Annotated in this window: 14 protein-coding genes and 1 pseudogene; 8 read left to right on the forward strand and 7 right to left on the reverse strand. The window is 61.2% G+C overall.

Annotated elements, in window-relative coordinates; translation table 11 throughout:
• Positions 1-37 precede the first annotated feature (37 nt).
• Positions 38-1030, forward strand: a complete 993-nt coding sequence (locus AC1RS8_RS23055; RefSeq protein ID WP_489338940.1) for a diaminopimelate epimerase — start codon at positions 38-40, stop codon at positions 1028-1030.
• 111 nt (positions 1031-1141) lie between these two features.
• Here AC1RS8_RS23055 and codA read toward each other — a convergent pair whose 3' ends face one another.
• From codA to AC1RS8_RS23075, 4 genes are all read right to left on the reverse strand, one after another.
• The gene (codA, locus tag AC1RS8_RS23060; protein ID WP_090456830.1) at positions 1142-2386 is read right to left on the reverse strand and encodes a cytosine deaminase; all 1245 of its coding nucleotides are present in this window, start codon (positions 2384-2386) and stop codon (positions 1142-1144) included.
• A gap of 121 nt (positions 2387-2507) precedes the next feature.
• On the reverse strand, positions 2508-3329 hold the full coding sequence (locus AC1RS8_RS23065; protein ID WP_429522293.1) for an alpha/beta fold hydrolase: 822 nt from the start codon (positions 3327-3329) through the stop codon (positions 2508-2510).
• Between the two features lie 210 nt (positions 3330-3539).
• Complete coding sequence (gene queD / locus AC1RS8_RS23070) at positions 3540-3896, reverse strand: 6-carboxytetrahydropterin synthase QueD (RefSeq protein ID WP_008021670.1); 357 nt, start codon at positions 3894-3896, stop codon at positions 3540-3542.
• Positions 3897-3971: 75 nt separating this feature from the next.
• Positions 3972-5051: a patatin-like phospholipase family protein gene (locus tag AC1RS8_RS23075; RefSeq protein WP_489338939.1), complete on the reverse strand. Its 1080-nt coding sequence runs from the start codon at positions 5049-5051 to the stop codon at positions 3972-3974.
• Between the two features lie 234 nt (positions 5052-5285).
• Between AC1RS8_RS23075 and AC1RS8_RS23080 the strand changes: the two genes are divergently transcribed.
• Genes AC1RS8_RS23080 through AC1RS8_RS23095 form a run of 4 tightly spaced genes read left to right on the forward strand, consistent with a single transcriptional unit; the run spans position 5286 to position 7899 of the window.
• Complete coding sequence (locus AC1RS8_RS23080) at positions 5286-5594, forward strand: PepSY domain-containing protein (RefSeq protein ID WP_057713999.1); 309 nt, start codon at positions 5286-5288, stop codon at positions 5592-5594.
• Positions 5594-5914: a PepSY domain-containing protein gene (locus AC1RS8_RS23085; protein ID WP_057714000.1), complete on the forward strand. Its 321-nt coding sequence runs from the start codon at positions 5594-5596 to the stop codon at positions 5912-5914. Before AC1RS8_RS23080 ends, AC1RS8_RS23085 begins: the two co-directional genes overlap by 1 nt.
• 3 nt (positions 5915-5917) lie before the next feature.
• Positions 5918-6586, forward strand: coding sequence for a response regulator transcription factor (locus tag AC1RS8_RS23090; protein ID WP_057714001.1), 669 nt, complete (start codon positions 5918-5920; stop codon positions 6584-6586).
• The gene (locus tag AC1RS8_RS23095) at positions 6583-7899 is read left to right on the forward strand and encodes a sensor histidine kinase (RefSeq protein ID WP_489338938.1); all 1317 of its coding nucleotides are present in this window, start codon (positions 6583-6585) and stop codon (positions 7897-7899) included. The genes AC1RS8_RS23090 and AC1RS8_RS23095 overlap by 4 nt, the downstream gene beginning before the upstream one ends.
• A gap of 166 nt (positions 7900-8065) precedes the next feature.
• On the opposite strand, the gene AC1RS8_RS23100 is transcribed toward AC1RS8_RS23095, so the two are convergent.
• The 3 genes and pseudogenes from AC1RS8_RS23100 to AC1RS8_RS23110 all read right to left on the reverse strand — a co-directional run.
• Positions 8066-9742 (reverse strand): MFS transporter, encoded by a 1677-nt coding sequence (locus tag AC1RS8_RS23100; RefSeq protein ID WP_407515724.1) that lies wholly within the window; start codon positions 9740-9742, stop codon positions 8066-8068.
• A gap of 315 nt (positions 9743-10057) precedes the next feature.
• On the reverse strand, positions 10058-10813 hold the full coding sequence (locus AC1RS8_RS23105; protein WP_371318489.1) for a methyl-accepting chemotaxis protein: 756 nt from the start codon (positions 10811-10813) through the stop codon (positions 10058-10060).
• Between the two features lie 102 nt (positions 10814-10915).
• A pseudogene (locus AC1RS8_RS23110) lies at positions 10916-12205 on the reverse strand (methyl-accepting chemotaxis protein); the annotation flags it as partial.
• Between the two features lie 359 nt (positions 12206-12564).
• Here AC1RS8_RS23110 and AC1RS8_RS23115 point away from each other — a divergent pair.
• The 3 genes from AC1RS8_RS23115 to AC1RS8_RS23125 all read left to right on the forward strand — a co-directional run bounded on the left by AC1RS8_RS23115 (position 12565) and on the right by AC1RS8_RS23125 (position 16689).
• On the forward strand, positions 12565-13881 hold the full coding sequence (locus AC1RS8_RS23115) for a Na+/H+ antiporter family protein (RefSeq protein WP_056722503.1): 1317 nt from the start codon (positions 12565-12567) through the stop codon (positions 13879-13881).
• 224 nt (positions 13882-14105) lie between these two features.
• Complete coding sequence (ctpM, locus tag AC1RS8_RS23120) at positions 14106-15782, forward strand: methyl-accepting chemotaxis protein CtpM (protein WP_493163699.1); 1677 nt, start codon at positions 14106-14108, stop codon at positions 15780-15782.
• Positions 15783-15936: 154 nt separating this feature from the next.
• Positions 15937-16689: a C1 family peptidase gene (locus tag AC1RS8_RS23125; RefSeq protein WP_090456813.1), complete on the forward strand. Its 753-nt coding sequence runs from the start codon at positions 15937-15939 to the stop codon at positions 16687-16689.
• Positions 16690-16788: the final 99 nt, after the last annotated feature.

Below are 16788 nucleotides of genomic sequence, written 5' to 3' on the forward strand. Positions count from 1 at the left end.
ATATGTTGAGCCATTCCAATGACACACGGAGGGCGCCATGGCTCAGAGGTACGATGCACGGGGCAACATTTACATCGTGGTAACGCCCGAAGAGCTGCGCCGTCAGGGCATCGACCTGCCCGACCAGGCCAGCCAGGCAGCGCAAACCCTTGAAGCCTGGGCGCCAGCCGCGATCGAGGCTTGCTGCTGTTGGGCTCCAGGCACTCAACCGTCCGGCAGCAAGGATCATCGCAGCGACGGTTTGCTGGTCGGACCGTTTCAGTCGTCGCCTCCCTTTGATCTGTTGATCGTCAACACCGACGGTACCCTGGCCGAGCGCAGTGGCAACGGGCTGACGATCTTTTCCCAGGCCCTCAGTGATCAAGGGCTGTTGCCGCAGAACGAAGCCTGTCTGCTCAGGGTTCACCACGACAAGGCTGATTCGCCTTCGCCGGGGCAGACTTCAGTGAAAGCCGCAGAGGTCGAGGGTGTGAAGGGTTTTTGGCTCGATCTGGGCCAGCCGGGATTCGGGCCGTCGGCGGTCAGTGCTCACGGGGTTGAAGCGGCGATGTTCAATGGTCGCGAACTCAGCCACGTTGAACAATTGTCGGCACTCAATAGTGCGTGGTCGCACAGCCAGTTCGCGCGGGTCGGCAATCCCCATTGCGTGACGCTGGTGGAAAGTGCCGAGGACCTGCCGAGCAACGAGCAGATGCGCGAGCCGGCGCTGGGTGAGGGGCTGACGCGAATCGCCTACGCCATGCCGGTCGGTGCAGGCAAGCCTTGTCCGGCGGGAATCAACCTGCAATGGGCAATGCGCGTATCCGAAGGACACATCGCCGCGCGGGTATTCGAGCGGGGCGAGGGGCCGACGGCGTCGTCGGGGACCAGCGCCAGCGCGGTGGCCTGTGCGGCCTGGCGGGCAGGTTGGGTCAGCGCCGGGGAGGTGAAGGTGACGATGCCGGGTGGCACGGCGCCGATCTTGCTGGCGGAAGAGTTGGGGGAGTTGAGTCGGGTCAGTCTGTTTGGTACGGCTCGAATGATCGATTGATTGTTAGATTGCCATCGCGAGCAAGCTCGCTCCCACAGTGGTTTTATGTCGTTCACAAAACCTGTAGGAGCGAGCCTGCTCGCGATGGGGCCAGTCCAGTCAGCGCAAGTTTCAGCCCAGCCCACTGAACTCCACCACCGGCATCGTCCGCTTCATCAAGACCTTGCCATCGCGCACCGAGTACAGCGGCAACCCCTGGCTGCGGATCATTTCGTAATCACTCTCCGCCGACAGAATCAGCAGGTTCGCCGGCCGCCCGCGCTCCAGGCCATAGCGATCGCCGAGGTTCATGGCTCGGGCGCTATTGTCCGTCACCAGGTCCAGCGCACTTTGCAGGTTGCGATAACCGAGCATGTGGCAGATGTGCAGGCCGGCTTCGAGCACCCGCAGAATGTTGCCGTTGCCCAGCGGGTACCACGGATCGACGATGGAGTCCTGGCCGAAGCACACGTTCATGCCTGCTTCCAGCAACTCGTTGACCCGGGTCACGCCCCGGCGTTTCGGGAAACTGTCGAAGCGACCTTGCAGGTGGATGCTTTCGGTGGGGCAGGAGACAAAGCTGATCCCCGAATGCCCGAGCAAGCGAAACAGTTTGGCGCAGTAGGCGTTGTCGTAGGAGCCCATGGCTGTGGTGTGGCTGGCCGTGACCCGCGAACCCATGTCGCGGCTGCGGGCCTCTTCGGCGAGCACTTCGAGAAAGCGTGAATGCGGGTCGTCGGTTTCGTCGCAATGCACATCCACCAGGCAACCGCTGCGTTCGGCCAGGTCCATGAGAAACTTCACCGAGCTGACGCCCTGATCGCGGGTGTATTCGAAATGCGGAATGCCACCTACCACGTCGGCGCCCATGCGGATCGCTTCTTCCATCAATTCGCGACCATTGCGGTAGGACTCGATGCCTTCCTGAGGGAATGCGACGATTTGCAGGTCGACCAGGTGCCGGCTTTCCTCGCGTACTTCGAGCATCGCCTTGAGCGCGGTCAGTTGCGGGTCGGTGACGTCGACGTGGGTGCGCACATGCTGGATGCCGTGGGCGGCGAGGGTCTGGATGGTTTTCTTTGCCCGGGCCTTGGTGTCTTCCTGGGTGATGGTCGCCTTGCGTTCGCCCCAGCACTCGATGCCTTCGAACAGCGTGCCGCTCATGTTCCAGCGCGGCTCGCCGGCGGTCAGGGTTGCGTCGAGGTGGATGTGCGGCTCGACAAAAGGCGGTACCACCAGGTTGCCCCCGGCATCCAGATCGTCAGGACCTAGGGTCGGGGCTTCGATCTGGCGGCCGATGCTGCTGATCAGGCCGTTTTCCAGGTTCAACTCATGCAGGCCTTCCTGGTTGCGCAGACGGGCATTGATGATGTGCATCGGGCAGATCCTTTTGGCGAATCGTTTAGGCAATGCTCTTACGTTAGCTCGCCAGCGGCGATTCCCGCCAGTGACATTGATCACCACCGTTCAAATGTGGGAGCGGGTTTGTTCTGGAGGATTACTGCAGGGGCAAAAACCGCAGCAGCGCCGCGACTACCGCTTCGGGCGCGTCTTCCTGAACCAGATGACCGGCGTTGGGAATCGGATAAAACCGCGATCCGGGAATCATCTGCTGCAAGGCCCGCCCGCGTTCGATGGGAATCCACTGGTCATCTTCACCCCAGAGAATCTGCACCGGGCAGCGAATCGTCGAGTACAGGCCCTCAGCCTCGCAGGTATAACGCTCGTTCATCTGCGCGATCTGCCGGTAGAACGCCGCTTGCCCCGGCTCTCCCAGCCACGGCTGAACATAGGGGGCGAGTTCGTGGTCCGGGATTTTCCGCTTGATCGCCCCGCGGATGTAAGCCGGCACGATCGCTTGCTGGATGTAATCGGGCAGTCCGCTGAAGGCGGCTTCATGCTGGCGCACATGCTGCACGAACGGCGAACCCCAGGGCGTGAGCGCCACCGGGTCGATCAGTGTCAGGCTGCGGTAATCCTTGCCGTTGAGCAGGTGCGCGCGCAGGGCCGTGGCACCGCCAAAGTCATGGGCCACCACGTCGGGGCGATCCAGGCCCCAATGATCCAGCAACTGCGTCAGCAATTCGTTCTGCACACCCAGGGACACGTCACCATCAACTTTCTCGGATTGCCCGTAGCCCAGCAAATCGAAATAGTGCACCCGGTGCGTGGTGATGAAGTGCGGGGCAATCCGGTGCCAGACATAAGAGGAGAAGGGCGTGCCATGCACGAACACCAGCGGCGGGCCGTCGCCGCGCACGGCGTAGCGCACGGAGTGCCCTTTGAAGCGGTAGGTCTGGGGCAGTGGCCAGTCAGTCATAGGTGTGTCCTCTTGGCGGGTGCGAGGCAAAAAGCATAGGCATAAAAAAACAGCCGATGAAGGCTGTTTTCTTTTTCTCTGACAAAACGCTGTTCCATTGTGGGAGCGAGCTTGCTCGCGATGGCGTTGTGTCAGTCACATCGATGTTGAATGTGGCGCCGTCATCGCGAGCAAGCTCGCTCCCACAGGGTTCTGCATTTGTCTGCCGGCTTATTCGCCGCGATAGATGCAACCGCTGGTGCAGGTCTCGTGGATACGGATCGCGCTGAGTTCCGGCAGCAGAGGCTTCAACTCCTGCCAGATAAACTTGGCCAGCACTTCGCTGGTCGGGTTTTCCAGGCCAGGAATGTCGTTCAGGTAGTTGTGGTCCAGACGCTCGTACAACGGCTTGAAGATCTCTTTGATTTCCGAGAAGTCGCGGATCCAGCCGGTGTGCGGGTCGAGGTCGCCGCTCAGGTGGATTGCCACTTTGAACGAGTGACCGTGCAGGCGCCCGCACTTGTGGCCGTCCGGTACGTGGGGCAGGCGGTGGGCGGATTCGAAGGTAAACTCTTTGAAAATTTCCACAGTATCTTCAGCTCTGTTCAGGTGGCGTTCGCCGCAGCGATTCGGGCAGGTAGCGAGTTTACCAGTTTGTCCTGACTAAAGGGTCAGCAAGCGCTCGCCCAGGCGACCGTTGGCGGCCAGTTCGAGGAACTCGTCGCCCAGGCGGCGGCTTTCATCCATGGTCGTGCGCCAGTATTTCTGCCGGCTCGGGGCGTCGCCCATGAAACGCTTGAAGTCGTTACGGTCCGGCAGTTTGCCGTAGGGCAGGCGCGCCAGGTATTCCTTCGACGGCGCCAGCAACAGCACGTTCTGCAAGCGAGCCGGGCAGGCGCGGCGCCACGGCAGGGTCTTGTCGAACCAGCCGGGAATCACCCGGTCGGTGAAATGCGGGTAAAGCACGATGTCGTTGCCGCTGTAGGGCAGGTCCAGGTGGTAATCCAGCAGACCGCCGTCGCGGAAGGTCCCGGCGCCGGCACCCGGCAGGTCGCGCACGCCTTGCATCACCATCGGGATCGAGCCCGAGGCCAGCAGGGCCTGGCGCAAGTTGCCGGCATTGAGGGCGACGAAGCGCGACGGGAAGTCATTCAAGGCATTGACTGGCGGCGCCAGGCGCGGGTCGTGGATGATCAGGCGTTCGAAGTGTCGTGCCAGCCGCGCCCGGCCGCGCAGGTTGTCGGCGATGACCGATGACAGGCCCAGCCCGAGGCGGCCGCGATGATCGTCGGCCAGCAGGCCGTGGCTTTTGACCACCATGATGTTCAGGCGGTAATGGTTGTTGTCGAGGATCGAGGCATCGCGACCGTCGAGCAGGTCATTGAGCATGCGCTGTGAGCTCTGGCTGATCTGCGCCATGGTCACGCCCTTGGCAAAGTGTTGCTCGGTGTAGAGCTGCCCGAGACGCCGGATGCCCTCGGTGGCGTCCGGCAGGCAGGCGCTGGCGAAGCGCCAGGAACCCACCGATGCGCCAATCAGCGAGCGTTCCCGCGGTGCCGCCGGCAGCCACTCGCCGAACAGCGCCAGGTCCAGACCCTGAATCCCCAGCGCCTTCGGACCGCCAGCCGCGCCAGGCAAGGTGCCGACGTCGGCGGCGTTCAAGCCGCTGTCACGAATGCGCGCAAAGGCACCTGGACCGGCCTTGAGGGTCAGGGAGGGGAACTTGATGTGGATGGCGGTCATTAAAGTCTCGATGTCGGGCCGACAGAAATTATAAACACGATCACTGTAGGAGCGAGCCTGCTCGCGATAGCGGTGTTGCAGTCACATCATTGTTGGATGTGCCGCCGCTATCGCGAGCAAGCTCGCTCCCACAAAGGAGGGCGGTGTTGCCAATGATGGCAATTCAGTTTCAATTAAGTTCATCCGGTTAAGGTGGCGCCCACAGGCAGCACCTGAAGAAATACGGAGACACCCATGAAAACCCTGACCACCCTGTTCACCGCGTCGATCCTCGGCATGACCGCAAGCCTCGCCCACGCCCGGGAACTTGGCCCGGATGAAGCGCTGAGATTGCGCGACGCTGGTACCATTGTGTCGTTCGAGACACTCAATGCCAACGCGGTGGCCAGGCATCCGGGTTCCACCGTCAATGAAACCGAGCTGGAACAGCGTTATGGCAAATACCTGTACAAGGTCGAGCTGCGCGATCCTCAGGGCATCGACTGGGATGTGGAATTAGACGCTGTCAGCGGGCAGGTTCTCAAGGATCATCAGGATTCGTAATGAAGGTGTTTTTATTCAAGCGATGCACCGGTAGCCGGATGGCGCTGTTGCTTCTGGCATTTTGCTCGGCAGTGTTGGCCCGCGACCTGGATCAGGATGAGGCCCTGAGCCTGCGTCAACAGGGCGTGATCCTGCCGCTGGAGCAACTGCTGCAGCAGGCGATGGGTCACTACCCCGGTGCGAAGCTGCTGGAAGCCGAGCTCGAAGAAAAACACGACGTCTACATTTATGAAGTCGAGCTGCTGACCCCTGAGGGCGTGGTCCGCGAACTGGGCATCGATGCCACCACCGGCCGTTTACTCAAAGACAAGGAAGACTGATCCATGCGTTTGCTCCTGGTGGAAGACCATGTGCCCCTGGCCGACGAACTGCTGGCCGGCCTCAATCGCCAGGGGTATGCGGTGGACTGGCTGGCCGATGGTCGCGATGCGGTACATCAGGGCAGCACCGAGCCTTACGACCTGATCATCCTCGACCTCGGTTTGCCCGGCGTGCCGGGGCTTGAGGTGCTGGCGCAATGGCGCGCGGCGGGGCTGGCCACGCCGGTGCTGATCCTGACGGCCCGAGACTCCTGGGCCGAACGCATCGAAGGTCTCAAGGCCGGCGCCGACGACTACCTGACCAAGCCATTCCATCCCGAAGAGTTGTTTTTGCGCATCCAGGCGTTATTGCGCCGCTCCCATGGCCAGGTCAACCAGCCAACGCTCAAGGCTGCCGGGTTGCATCTGGACGAAGGTCGCCAGTGCGTTGTGCGCGACGGTGCGGACATTCAACTGACCGCCGCGGAGTTTCGCCTGTTGCGTTATTTCATGCTGCACCCCGAGCAGATCCTCTCCAAAAGTCACCTCGCCGAACACCTCTACGACGGTGAAACCGAACGCGATTCCAATGTGCTGGAAGTCCACGTCAACCACTTGCGCCGCAAGCTCGGCAAAAGTGTGATTGAAACCCGTCGCGGCCAGGGTTATCTGTTCGGCGGGCAAGCCCGGTGAGATCGATCCAGCGCCGCTTGAGCCTGGGCCTGATCAGCGTGATGGTGGTCGTTGGCCTGGTGCTGGCGCAAACCAGCCTGTGGCTGTTCGAAATGGGGTTGCAGCGCTACCTCGAAGCCGGGTTGCGCAATGACAGCGAGAACCTGCTGGCGGCACTGGTGCGCGGGCCGCAAGGCTTGCAACTGGATGAGCGACGCCTGTCACCGGCTTATCAACGGCCGTTCTCCGGGCATTATTTCCGCATCGATTTCGCCGACGGCCATTGGCGTTCCCGTTCATTATGGGATCAGGAACTGCCGGTGCTCGATCACCCCGGCCTGCATGGCAACTTGCAACTGGGTCCGGAAGGGCAACAGTTACTGGTGCTGCGTACGGACTATCGACGTTCGGGGTTGCCGATCTCCATCAGCGTCGCCGAGGATTACACGCCAATTCGCGAAAGCTTCCGGCGCATGCAACAGCTCGGGTTTGGTCTCGGTTTGACGGCGCTGCTGCTGATTCTGCTGCTGCAACGGATTACCGTGCGCCGGGCCTTGCGTCCGCTGGAGCAGGCCCGCGAGCAGATTGCGCAGCTTCAGCAGGGCCAGCGTTCGCAACTCGATGATCAGGTGCCGGTGGAACTGGAACCACTGGTGGCGCAGATCAACCATTTGCTGGCCCACACCGAGGACAGCCTCAAGCGCTCACGCAATGCCCTGGGCAACCTCGGCCACGCCTTGAAAACTCCGCTGGCGGTGCTGTTGAGCCTAGCTTCAAGCGAGCAACTCGACGCGCACCCGCAATTGCGCAAGGTCCTCAAGGAGCAACTGGAGCAAGTCCAGCAACGGCTCAATCGGGAACTCAATCGTGCGCGGTTGTCCGGCGATGCGTTGCCGGGGGCACTGTTTGATTGCGATGCGGAACTCCCCGGGTTGCTGGCCACCCTGAACATGATCCATGGCGAACACCTGGCGCTGAGCTACCGCGCACCCACCGGCCTGCAATTGCCCTGGGATCGCGAAGACCTGCTGGAACTGTTGGGCAATCTGCTGGATAACGCCTGCAAGTGGGCGGATGCCGAGGTTCGCCTGAGTGTGGCCGAGACTGCAGAGGGCTTTGAACTCAACGTGGAAGATGACGGCCCGGGCATTCCCGAAGAGCGTCGCGATCAGGTGTTCGGCCGAGGAACGCGGCTGGATGAGCAAACCCATGGGCATGGTTTGGGGCTGGGCATCGTGCGCGACATTGTCGATAGCTGGGGCGGCAAACTGTCGTTGCTGGAAAGCGAATGGGGCGGGCTGAAGGTCGTCATCGAGTTGCCTAAACATACTTGAAGTCACACCAGGAACCCTGTGGGAGCGAGCTTGCTCGCGATGGCAATCTGTCTGACACATTGATGTTGAATGTGCTGACGCTATCGCGAGCAAGCTCGCTCCCACAGTGGTTTTTCATGGCCGCCGATTATGAGTACACCCGGTTCCACAGGGTGAGGTGTCAGGTTTATGTGTGATGAATCTCCCGATCCTTGGTTTCCGGCATGAAGAAAATACCCAGCACCGCCGTCATCACCGCGATGACAATCGGATACCACAGCCCGTAGTAGATATCCCCCGTGGCCGCCACCATGGCGAACGCCACCGTCGGCAGGAAGCCACCGAACCAGCCATTGCCGATGTGGTAGGGAAGCGACATCGAGGTGTAGCGGATGCGCGCCGGGAACAGTTCCACCAGCCAGGCGGCAATCGGCCCGTAGACCATGGTCACGTAGATCACCAGGATCGTCAGCAGTAGCAACACCATCGGGTAGTTGGTCTTGGCCGGGTCGGCCTTTTCGGGGTAGCCGGCGTCCTTGAGGGCGGTGGCGAGGGTGGCGGCAAAGGCGTCGTTCTTGGCCTTGAAGTCGGCGGCCGGCATGCCGGTGCCCTCGAAGCTCTCGATCACTTTATCGCCAATGCGCACCTGCGCAACGGCGCCCGGCTCGGCGTCCGCGTTCTTGTAGGGGATGGCCCTTTTGGCCAGCACGGTCTTGGCCAAGTCACAGGAACTGGTGAATTTGGCCTTGCCCACCGGGTCGAACTGGAACGAACACTGGGCGGGATTGGCGACGACCGTGACCGGATTCTTCTCCTGCGCGATGAACACGTCGGGGTTACCGTATTGGGTCAGCGCGTGGAAGATCGGGAAGTAAGTCAGTGCCGCGATGATACAGCCCGCCATGATGATGCCCTTGCGCCCGATACGGTCGGACAGGCTGCCGAAAATGACGAAGAACGGCGTGCCGATCAACAGGGAGCCGGCAATCAGCAGGTTCGCGGTTTGCGGTTCGATCTTCAGCGTCTGCAACAGGAAGAACAGCGCATAGAATTGCCCGGTGTACCAGACCACTGCCTGGCCGGCGGTGCCGCCGAGCAGGGCCATGATCACGATCTTCAGGTTCTCCCAGCGTGCGAAAGATTCAGTCAGCGGCGCCTTGGAAGACTTGCCTTCGGCCTTCATTTTCACAAACACCGGCGACTCGTTGAGCTGCAAGCGGATGTACACCGAGATAATCAGCAGCAGGATCGACAGCAGGAACGGAATCCGCCAGCCCCAGGCTTCGAAGGCTTCAGTGCCCAGCGCGGTACGGCAGGCGAGGATCACCAGCAGTGACAGAAACAGGCCGAGGGTTGCTGTGGTCTGGATCCACGAGGTGAAGTAGCCGCGCTTGCCCTTGGGGGCATGTTCGGCCACGTAGGTCGCGGCGCCGCCGTACTCACCGCCCAGCGCCAGGCCTTGCAGCAGGCGCAGGCTGATCAGGATGATCGGGGCGGCCACGCCGATGGTCGCGTAGCCGGGCAGCAAACCCACCACGGCCGTGGAAATACCCATGATCACGATGGTGATGAGGAACGTGTGCTTGCGCCCGATCATGTCGCCCAACCGGCCGAACACGATGGCGCCGAAGGGCCGCACGGCGAAGCCGGCGGCAAAGGCGAGCAGGGCGAAGATGAAGGACGTCGTTTCGTTGACACCGGCGAAGAAGTGCTTGGCGATGATCGCCGCGAGGGAGCCGTACAGGTAGAAGTCATACCATTCGAACACGGTGCCCAGGGACGAGGCAAAAATGACCTTGCGTTCCTCCTTGGTGAGCCCGTGATGGGGCGCGCTGCCCGTGGTTGCATTGTCGATTGCTGCCATGAGTATTCTCCGTCTTGCTTTTGTTGTAGGCCGGAGTTCCCACCAACACTTACCGTACCCAGGCCCTGGGGCTGAAGTCATTGGATTACGTGGCTTGCATTCAGATTGACGCCCGAAGGCGCTGCAAGGTTCCATGAAGCATAATCGGCATGCGGCAGATATCCACTTGCCATCATTTGATTGAGCAGCACGGAAGAATAAATGTGGGAGCGAGCTTGCTCGCGATGGCGGTGGCACATTCAATATCAATGTGTCTGATAATCCGTCATCGCGAGCAAGCTCGCTCCCTCAGGTATTTTGTTCGGCCAGCAGGGTTCAGACGCGGAACTGATCCATCAGGTTCTGCTGCTGGTTCGCCAGGCTATTGAGCGACTGGCTGACCCGCGCCGATTCATTGGCCTGGCCCGACAGCGACTCGGTCACGTCGCGGATGGTCGCCACGTTGTTGTTGATCTCCTCGGCCACCGCGCTTTGCTCTTCGGCGGCACTGGCGATCTGCATATTCATGTCGTTGATCACGGTCACCGCGTCACCGATCTGGCGCAGCGCCGTCACGGCCTGGCCAACCTGCTCGACACTGCCCTGGGCCTGACGATGGCTGTTGTTCATCGAACCCACCACCTCCTGGGTGCCGTTTTGCAGTTGTTCGATCACCAGACGGGTTTCTTCCACGGACTCCTGGGTACGCCGGGCCAGGTTGCGCACTTCATCGGCCACCACGGCAAACCCGCGCCCGGCCTCACCGGCACGGGCCGCTTCGATCGCGGCGTTGAGGGCCAGCAAGTTGGTCTGCTCGGCAATCGCACGGATCACTTCCAGTACGGTGCCGATCTTCTCGCTGTTGGCGGCCAGGCCTTCGACCTGAACCATGGCCGCGCTCATGTCGGCGGCGAGGTTGTCGATGCTGGCGGTGGTGCGGTCGATCACGGTCAGGCCCTGACGGGTCGCCTGATCGGCATCGCGGGCGGCGTGGGCCGCCTGCGCGGCGCTGCGGGCGACGTCCTGGGCGGTGGCGCTCATTTCGTGGGAGGCGGTCGCCACCTGGTCCACCTGGCGGTACTGCTGCTCCATGCCGGCGCTGGTCTGTGCGGCGATGGCGGACGACTGATCCGCGGTGCTGCGGGCGTCCTGCACCGAGCGCTTCACTTCGGCAATGATCGGTTGCAGCTTGTCGAGGAAACGGTTGAACCATCCGGCCAACTGGCCCAGTTCATCCTGCTTGTCGTAGGCCAGGCGGCGGGTCAGGTCACCTTCGCCGCTGGCGATGTCTTCGAGCATGTGCGCCACGCCGAGGATCGGTCGGGTGACGCTGCGGGCCATCAGCCACACCAGCAGCAGACCGAGCAGCGCGGCGAGCACCCCCAGGCCGAGCTCGACCAGGGTACCGGCGGTGTTGCTGTCATCGAGTTGCTTTTTCAGGGCTTCGGCGGGGCCGACCAGGACTTTCTCCGGCACGTCGAGCAGCACGCCCCAGGATTTACCGTCGGGAATCGGCTGGAAGGGTGCCAGCACTTTCAGTTGCTGATGGCTGTGCAGGCTGGCGGTTTTGCTGCTGGCGGCGAGCATGCGCAGCAGTTCGGCGCCATTGGCCTTGTCCACGGCGTCCAGGCGCTGGCTGAGTTTGCCGGCGTCCGGGCTGTAGCCGGCGAGCAGGCCGGCCGGGCTGATGATGCTGACGCTGGTCTGGCCGTCATAGAGCTTCTTGCTCGCGCCCAGGCTGACCGCTTGCAGGCTGTTGAGGTTGATGTCCACGGATAGCGAGGCGATCACCTTGCCGTTGACCATCAGCGGGAAAACGATACTGGTCATCAGCACGTTCTGACCGTCGATCTCATAGAAGTAAGGTTCGATCACGCACGGCTTGAGCGTGGTGCGCGGGCAGGTGAACCAGGTGTTGGCCGCTTCGCCGCTGGGGCCGGTGCTGGTGTCGGCCATGTCCTTTTCCGGCAGCGCCATGGACGTTACCTTGCCCGGCGTCGGCTGCGACCAGTAGAGGGCGAAACGACCCTTGTCGTTGCTGCCAAGCTCGGCTTGCCCGGCGAACAGTTCGTCCTTGCCGTCCAGCCCATTGGGTTCGAACACCAGGGACAGGCCGAGCAGGTCCGGGTTGGCTTGCAGGGCCGACTTGACTTGGCGGGTCAGGTCTTCGCGCAGGTCGAAGGCATCGAGAAAGCGCTTCTCGGCCTGGTCACGCAGGAACAGCACCTGCCGGGAGAAGCCGTGGCCGTACTGATAGGCGTCCATGAACTGCTGGCGTATCCCCAGCGCCTGGTTTTCGCCCTGGGACTCGATCCGGGCCTGGGCCGCCTCTGTCAGCATCTCCATGCTCGAGGCTTTCACCAACTCGGAGCTGTGCTCCATGCGGTACAGCGAAAGACCCACCAGGAGGGTCACGATGCCCGCCAGGCACAGCCCGGCCAGCAGGGTGATTTTCCATTGAATGGAAAGTTGTCTGAGCGACATGGAGACGTCCTTATTCGATAAATATCTGAGACTTTGCACTGTAACGGCCGGGATTTTGGTTTCTTTATCCCGTCTATCGGCGATCAAACACTTCCCTATGTAGGAGTGAGCATGCTCGCGATGGTCGTCAACGATGACGATGGAAACCTCATCCCCCCGGTGCTCTCAGGTGCATCGCGAGCTCGCTCGCTCCTACAGGTCATGACATGTCGTTACATATCGACAGCGCCGAGGTGCTTTGACAAGGAGGTGACGCTGCGGCACAGTGCGCGCCCTCTAATAAAACCCATTCCTTAATCCGCTGGTGGCTCTTCGCAGACTGCCGGACGGAGTCTTTTCGTTTGTATCGAGGTAATGAAATGAATGCAGTAATTGCCGCGGTCGGCATCATGCTGATCCTCAGCCTGTCCCGCGTGCATGTGGTGATCGCCCTGATCGTCGGTGCGCTGGTCGGTGGCTTGACCGGTGGCCTGGGAATCGAGGCGACGCTCAAGGCTTTCAACAGCGGCCTCGGTGGCGGGGCGACGGTGGCGTTGTCCTACGCCTTGCTCGGCGCTTTCGCCGTGGCCATTGCCAAGTCCGGCATGGCCCATGCGCTGGCCGACAAGGCCCTGGCCATGGTCGATCGGCAGCACGCCAGCGGCGGTGGCCAGGTCAAGTGGCTGCTGATTGGCCTGCTCTGGGTCGTGGCCATCGCCTCGCAGAATATCTTGCCGATACATATCGCGTTTATTCCGTTGCTGGTGCCGCCGCTTCTTTATGTGCTGACCAAGCTGCAACTGGACCGTCGACTGATCGCCTGCGTCATGACCTTCGGCCTGATCACGCCCTACATGTTCCTGCCGGTGGGCTTCGGCAACATCTTCCTCAATGAGATCCTGCTGGCCAACGTCGCCCGCAGCGGCGTGGACATCAGCGGCATCAACGTGACCCACGCCATGGGCATTCCGGCCCTGGGCATGGTGGCGGGCCTGCTGATCGCGTTTGTCAGCTACCGCAAGAAGCGTGTCTACGACCTGGCGAAGATCGAACAGGTCGAGCAAGTGGCGGTGCAATACAACCCGCTGAGCCTGATGGTGGCCGGCGTGGCCATCGCGGCGGCGTTCATCATTCAGTTGTTGCTCGATTCGATGATCATCGGTGCGCTGGTCGGCTTCCTGATCTTCTCGGTGTCGGGCATTGTCAAATGGCGTGACACCGACGACCTGTTCACCGAAGGCATGAAAATGATGGCGATGATCGGCTTCATCATGATCGCCGCCTCCGGGTTTGCCGAAGTGATGAAGGCCACCGGTGAGGTGCAGACGCTGGTCGAGTCGTCGGCGTCGTACATCGATCACAGCAAAGGCATTGGCGCCTTGCTGATGTTGCTGGTGGGGTTGCTGGTGACCATGGGCATCGGCTCGTCGTTCTCCACCGTGCCGATCCTGGCGGCGATCTTCGTGCCGCTGTGCGTGCAACTGGGCTTCAGCCCGTTGGCGATCGTGTGCATCGTCGGCACGGCCGGTGCCCTGGGCGACGCCGGTTCACCGGCTTCCGACTCGACCCTGGGCCCGACTTCCGGCCTGAACATCGACGGCCAGCACCATCACATCTGGGACACCGTGGTCCCGACCTTCCTGCACTACAACCTGCCGCTGCTGGCGTTTGGCTGGGTGGCGGCGATGGTCCTGTAACCAATTCCCTTCTGATTACCCTGGATCAAAATGTGGGAGCGAGCTTGCTCGCGATGGCGGTGAAACAGTCAACATCTATTTGGCTGACAGTCCGCTATCGCGAGCAAGCTCGCTCCCACAGGGGGCTCCACTGCTCCGACTGACTGCGTTCAACTTTTGCCCTGGCGTGCCGTTAAAGCTTTTAACCACGCCAACAAAAAATCAAAAGAGTGAACGTCATGCGCATGAGTCTCAAGGCCAAAGTCCTGTCCCTTGCCGTCCTCCCGGTGTTGCTGTTTGCGCTGGTCATCAGCCTGACCACGCTGTTCATTCTTCAGGATCAGGCGCGCAAGGAAGTCGAGCAGACCCGCGAACGCCTGCTCAGCGATGCCAAGGCAACCTTGCAAAGCTACGTGGCCGTGGCCATGACCACGATCAAACCGCTCTACGACGCCGCCGCCCCCGGCGATGAAGCGGCGCGGGCCCAAGTGATCAAGCTGCTGTCGAGCATCACCTACGGCAAGGACGGCTACTTCTTCGGCTACGACTCCAACACCGTGCGCCTGTTCAAGGCCAACAGCCCCGAGGGCGTGGGCCAGAGCTTCAAGGACAACCGCGACCCGAACGGTGTCTACGTCAACCGCGACCTGGTGAAAGTCGCCAAGGACGGTACGCACTACCTGCAATACAGCTCGCCATTGCCTGGCAACACCCAGGTGCTGGTGCCCAAGCTCGGCTACACCGAATACCTGCCGAAGTGGGACATGGCAGTCGGCACCGCGGTCAACCTCGACGGCATCGAAGCACAAGTGGTCGTGGTCGAAGCCAAGGTCCAGGAGCGCATGCAAGGCATGGTGCTGAGTATCGTTGGCGTAGCAGTCGTGGTGCTGTTGGTGATCGCTGCTGCCGGGATGCTGTTGGCCAACACCATTCTGCGTCCGCTGCATCTGATGAAAGCCAACCTCGACGACATCGCGGCGGGCGAGGGCGATCTGACCCGCCGCCTGACCATCACCAGTCAGGACGAGCTCGGTGAGCTGGCCGGCTCGTTCAACCGTTTCGTCGACAAGATCCACGGCCTGGTACGGCAGATCACCGAAATGACCTCGCAACTGACCGGACTGGTGAACCAGGTGTCCGACCAGGCCAACCGTTCGGACCAGGCCATGGAACGCCAGCGTCACGAAACCGATCAGGTGGCCACAGCGATCAACGAAATGTCGGCGGCGGCCCAGGAAGTGGCCAAGAGCGCGCAGAACGCCGCGGTAGCAGCCCAGCAGACCGACGAAGAAGGGCAGGCGGCCAAGCGTGTTGTGGCCGGCAGCATCGAGAAGATCCATGCCCTGGTGGACGACATCCGCAGCAGCGGCGTGTCCCTGGACAGCCTGCAAAAAGACGTGTCGTCGATTGTCAGCGTGCTCGGGGTGATCCGCTCGATTGCCGAGCAGACCAACCTGCTGGCGCTCAACGCGGCCATCGAAGCCGCCCGCGCCGGCGAGGCCGGGCGCGGCTTTGCGGTGGTGGCCGATGAAGTGCGGGCGCTGGCCAGCCGCACGCAAATCAGCACCCAGGAAATCCAGGGCATGATCGACCGTTTGCAGGCCGGCACCCAGTCGGCGGTGGAGGCGATGCGTCGCTCCAGCGAGGCCGGCGACGGCACCTCGGCCCAGGCCAACGAGGCGGGGGCTTCGCTGGACACCATGGCTCAGCTGATCGCGACCATCAACTCGATGAACGCACAGATCGCCAGTGCCGCCGAAGAACAGACCGCCGTGGCCGAAGAGATCAATCGCAGCGTGCACCAGATTGCCGTGGCGGTGGACAGCGTCGCCGACGAAACCCAACTCGGCGCGCAAACCTCTCGCAGCCTGGCCGACCTCGGTCAGCGCCTGGGTAGCCTGGTCGGGCAGTTCCGTATTTGACAGTTATGGTTAACAACGCGAAATGGTGTGTTTTTTATAACTAAACAGTATTGAACAACTGTCATATTTGACAGTTGTTGCCGTTGGCTTATTGGTCTTTCATTTCAATGACATAGCGAGGTAACTGCAAACCATATAGAAACAGGGGCTAAGTATGAGGTTTTGGCAACTCTCATGTTTCATCCTGGTTGGCGGCTGTGCCGTTACCGTGACGGCACAGGCTCTGGATATACCAAGCTCAGTGGACTGGCGTACCCAGGGAGCTGTTACCAGAGTCAAGCAATTGGGGACTTGTGGCTCCGGTTATGCTTTTTCAGCGGTGGGTGCCCTGGAGGGCGCATTGTTTTTGCAAACCGAAAGACTGGTCGAGCTTTCCGAGCAGCAGATTCTTGATTGCAGCAGTGAGCAAGGTAATCAAGGATGTGATGGCGGGCTGATGGATTACACCTATGACTACGTCAAGCAACACGGTATTCAGTCAGAAGAATATTACCCTTACACAGGCGGCGGGGGACGCTGTGATGCAGGCATGATCAAGGCTGTCGCCGCCAATACGGTGACCTATACGAATATTCCTCGTGGCGACGAGGAGGCACTGCGCCAGGCCGTAGCCAAAGGGCCGGTATCGGCGGCGATTGACGCTTCCGACAACTTTAAAAAATACTCCGGCGGGGTATTGAATGATGAAGATTGCGATGAAAATGATTTGAATTACGCCGTGCTTATTGTTGGTTATGGCACCGAAGATGGCGAGGATTATTGGCTGGTGAAAAATAGCAGGGGGCCGGAGTGGGGGGAGGCCGGGTATATAAGGATGTCCAGAAACAAAGATAATCAGTGTGGCATCGCCTCTTACGCGTCATTCCCTGTCCTCGCGAAACGGATAATTCATCAAGGACTCAAGTAGTGCGCGATACGCGCTGTTGCGGTGTTGCAGTCGACCCCTACACTGAAAAGCACGGGTTGTTTTCATCTCCCCCCCGACGACCACTACCCACAGGAGTCA

The sequence above is a fragment of the Pseudomonas sp. GW821-FHT12A04 genome, from assembly GCF_058807755.1.

Coding starts and splice junctions, on each gene's coding strand:
- AC1RS8_RS23115 (WP_056722503.1), top strand. CDS start 12,565: ATGAATGCAGTAATTGCCGCGGTCGGCATCATGCTGATCCTCAGCCTG.
- AC1RS8_RS23085 (WP_057714000.1), top strand. CDS start 5,594: ATGAAGGTGTTTTTATTCAAGCGATGCACCGGTAGCCGGATGGCGCTG.
- AC1RS8_RS23100 (WP_407515724.1), bottom strand. CDS start 9,742: ATGGCAGCAATCGACAATGCAACCACGGGCAGCGCGCCCCATCACGGG.
- AC1RS8_RS23125 (WP_090456813.1), top strand. CDS start 15,937: ATGAGGTTTTGGCAACTCTCATGTTTCATCCTGGTTGGCGGCTGTGCC.
- AC1RS8_RS23090 (WP_057714001.1), top strand. CDS start 5,918: ATGCGTTTGCTCCTGGTGGAAGACCATGTGCCCCTGGCCGACGAACTG.
- AC1RS8_RS23055 (WP_489338940.1), top strand. CDS start 38: ATGGCTCAGAGGTACGATGCACGGGGCAACATTTACATCGTGGTAACG.
- AC1RS8_RS23105 (WP_371318489.1), bottom strand. CDS start 10,813: ATGGAGCAGCAGTACCGCCAGGTGGACCAGGTGGCGACCGCCTCCCAC.
- codA (WP_090456830.1), bottom strand. CDS start 2,386: ATGCACATCATCAATGCCCGTCTGCGCAACCAGGAAGGCCTGCATGAG.
- AC1RS8_RS23065 (WP_429522293.1), bottom strand. CDS start 3,329: ATGACTGACTGGCCACTGCCCCAGACCTACCGCTTCAAAGGGCACTCC.
- ctpM (WP_493163699.1), top strand. CDS start 14,106: ATGAGTCTCAAGGCCAAAGTCCTGTCCCTTGCCGTCCTCCCGGTGTTG.
- AC1RS8_RS23080 (WP_057713999.1), top strand. CDS start 5,286: ATGAAAACCCTGACCACCCTGTTCACCGCGTCGATCCTCGGCATGACC.
- AC1RS8_RS23075 (WP_489338939.1), bottom strand. CDS start 5,051: ATGACCGCCATCCACATCAAGTTCCCCTCCCTGACCCTCAAGGCCGGT.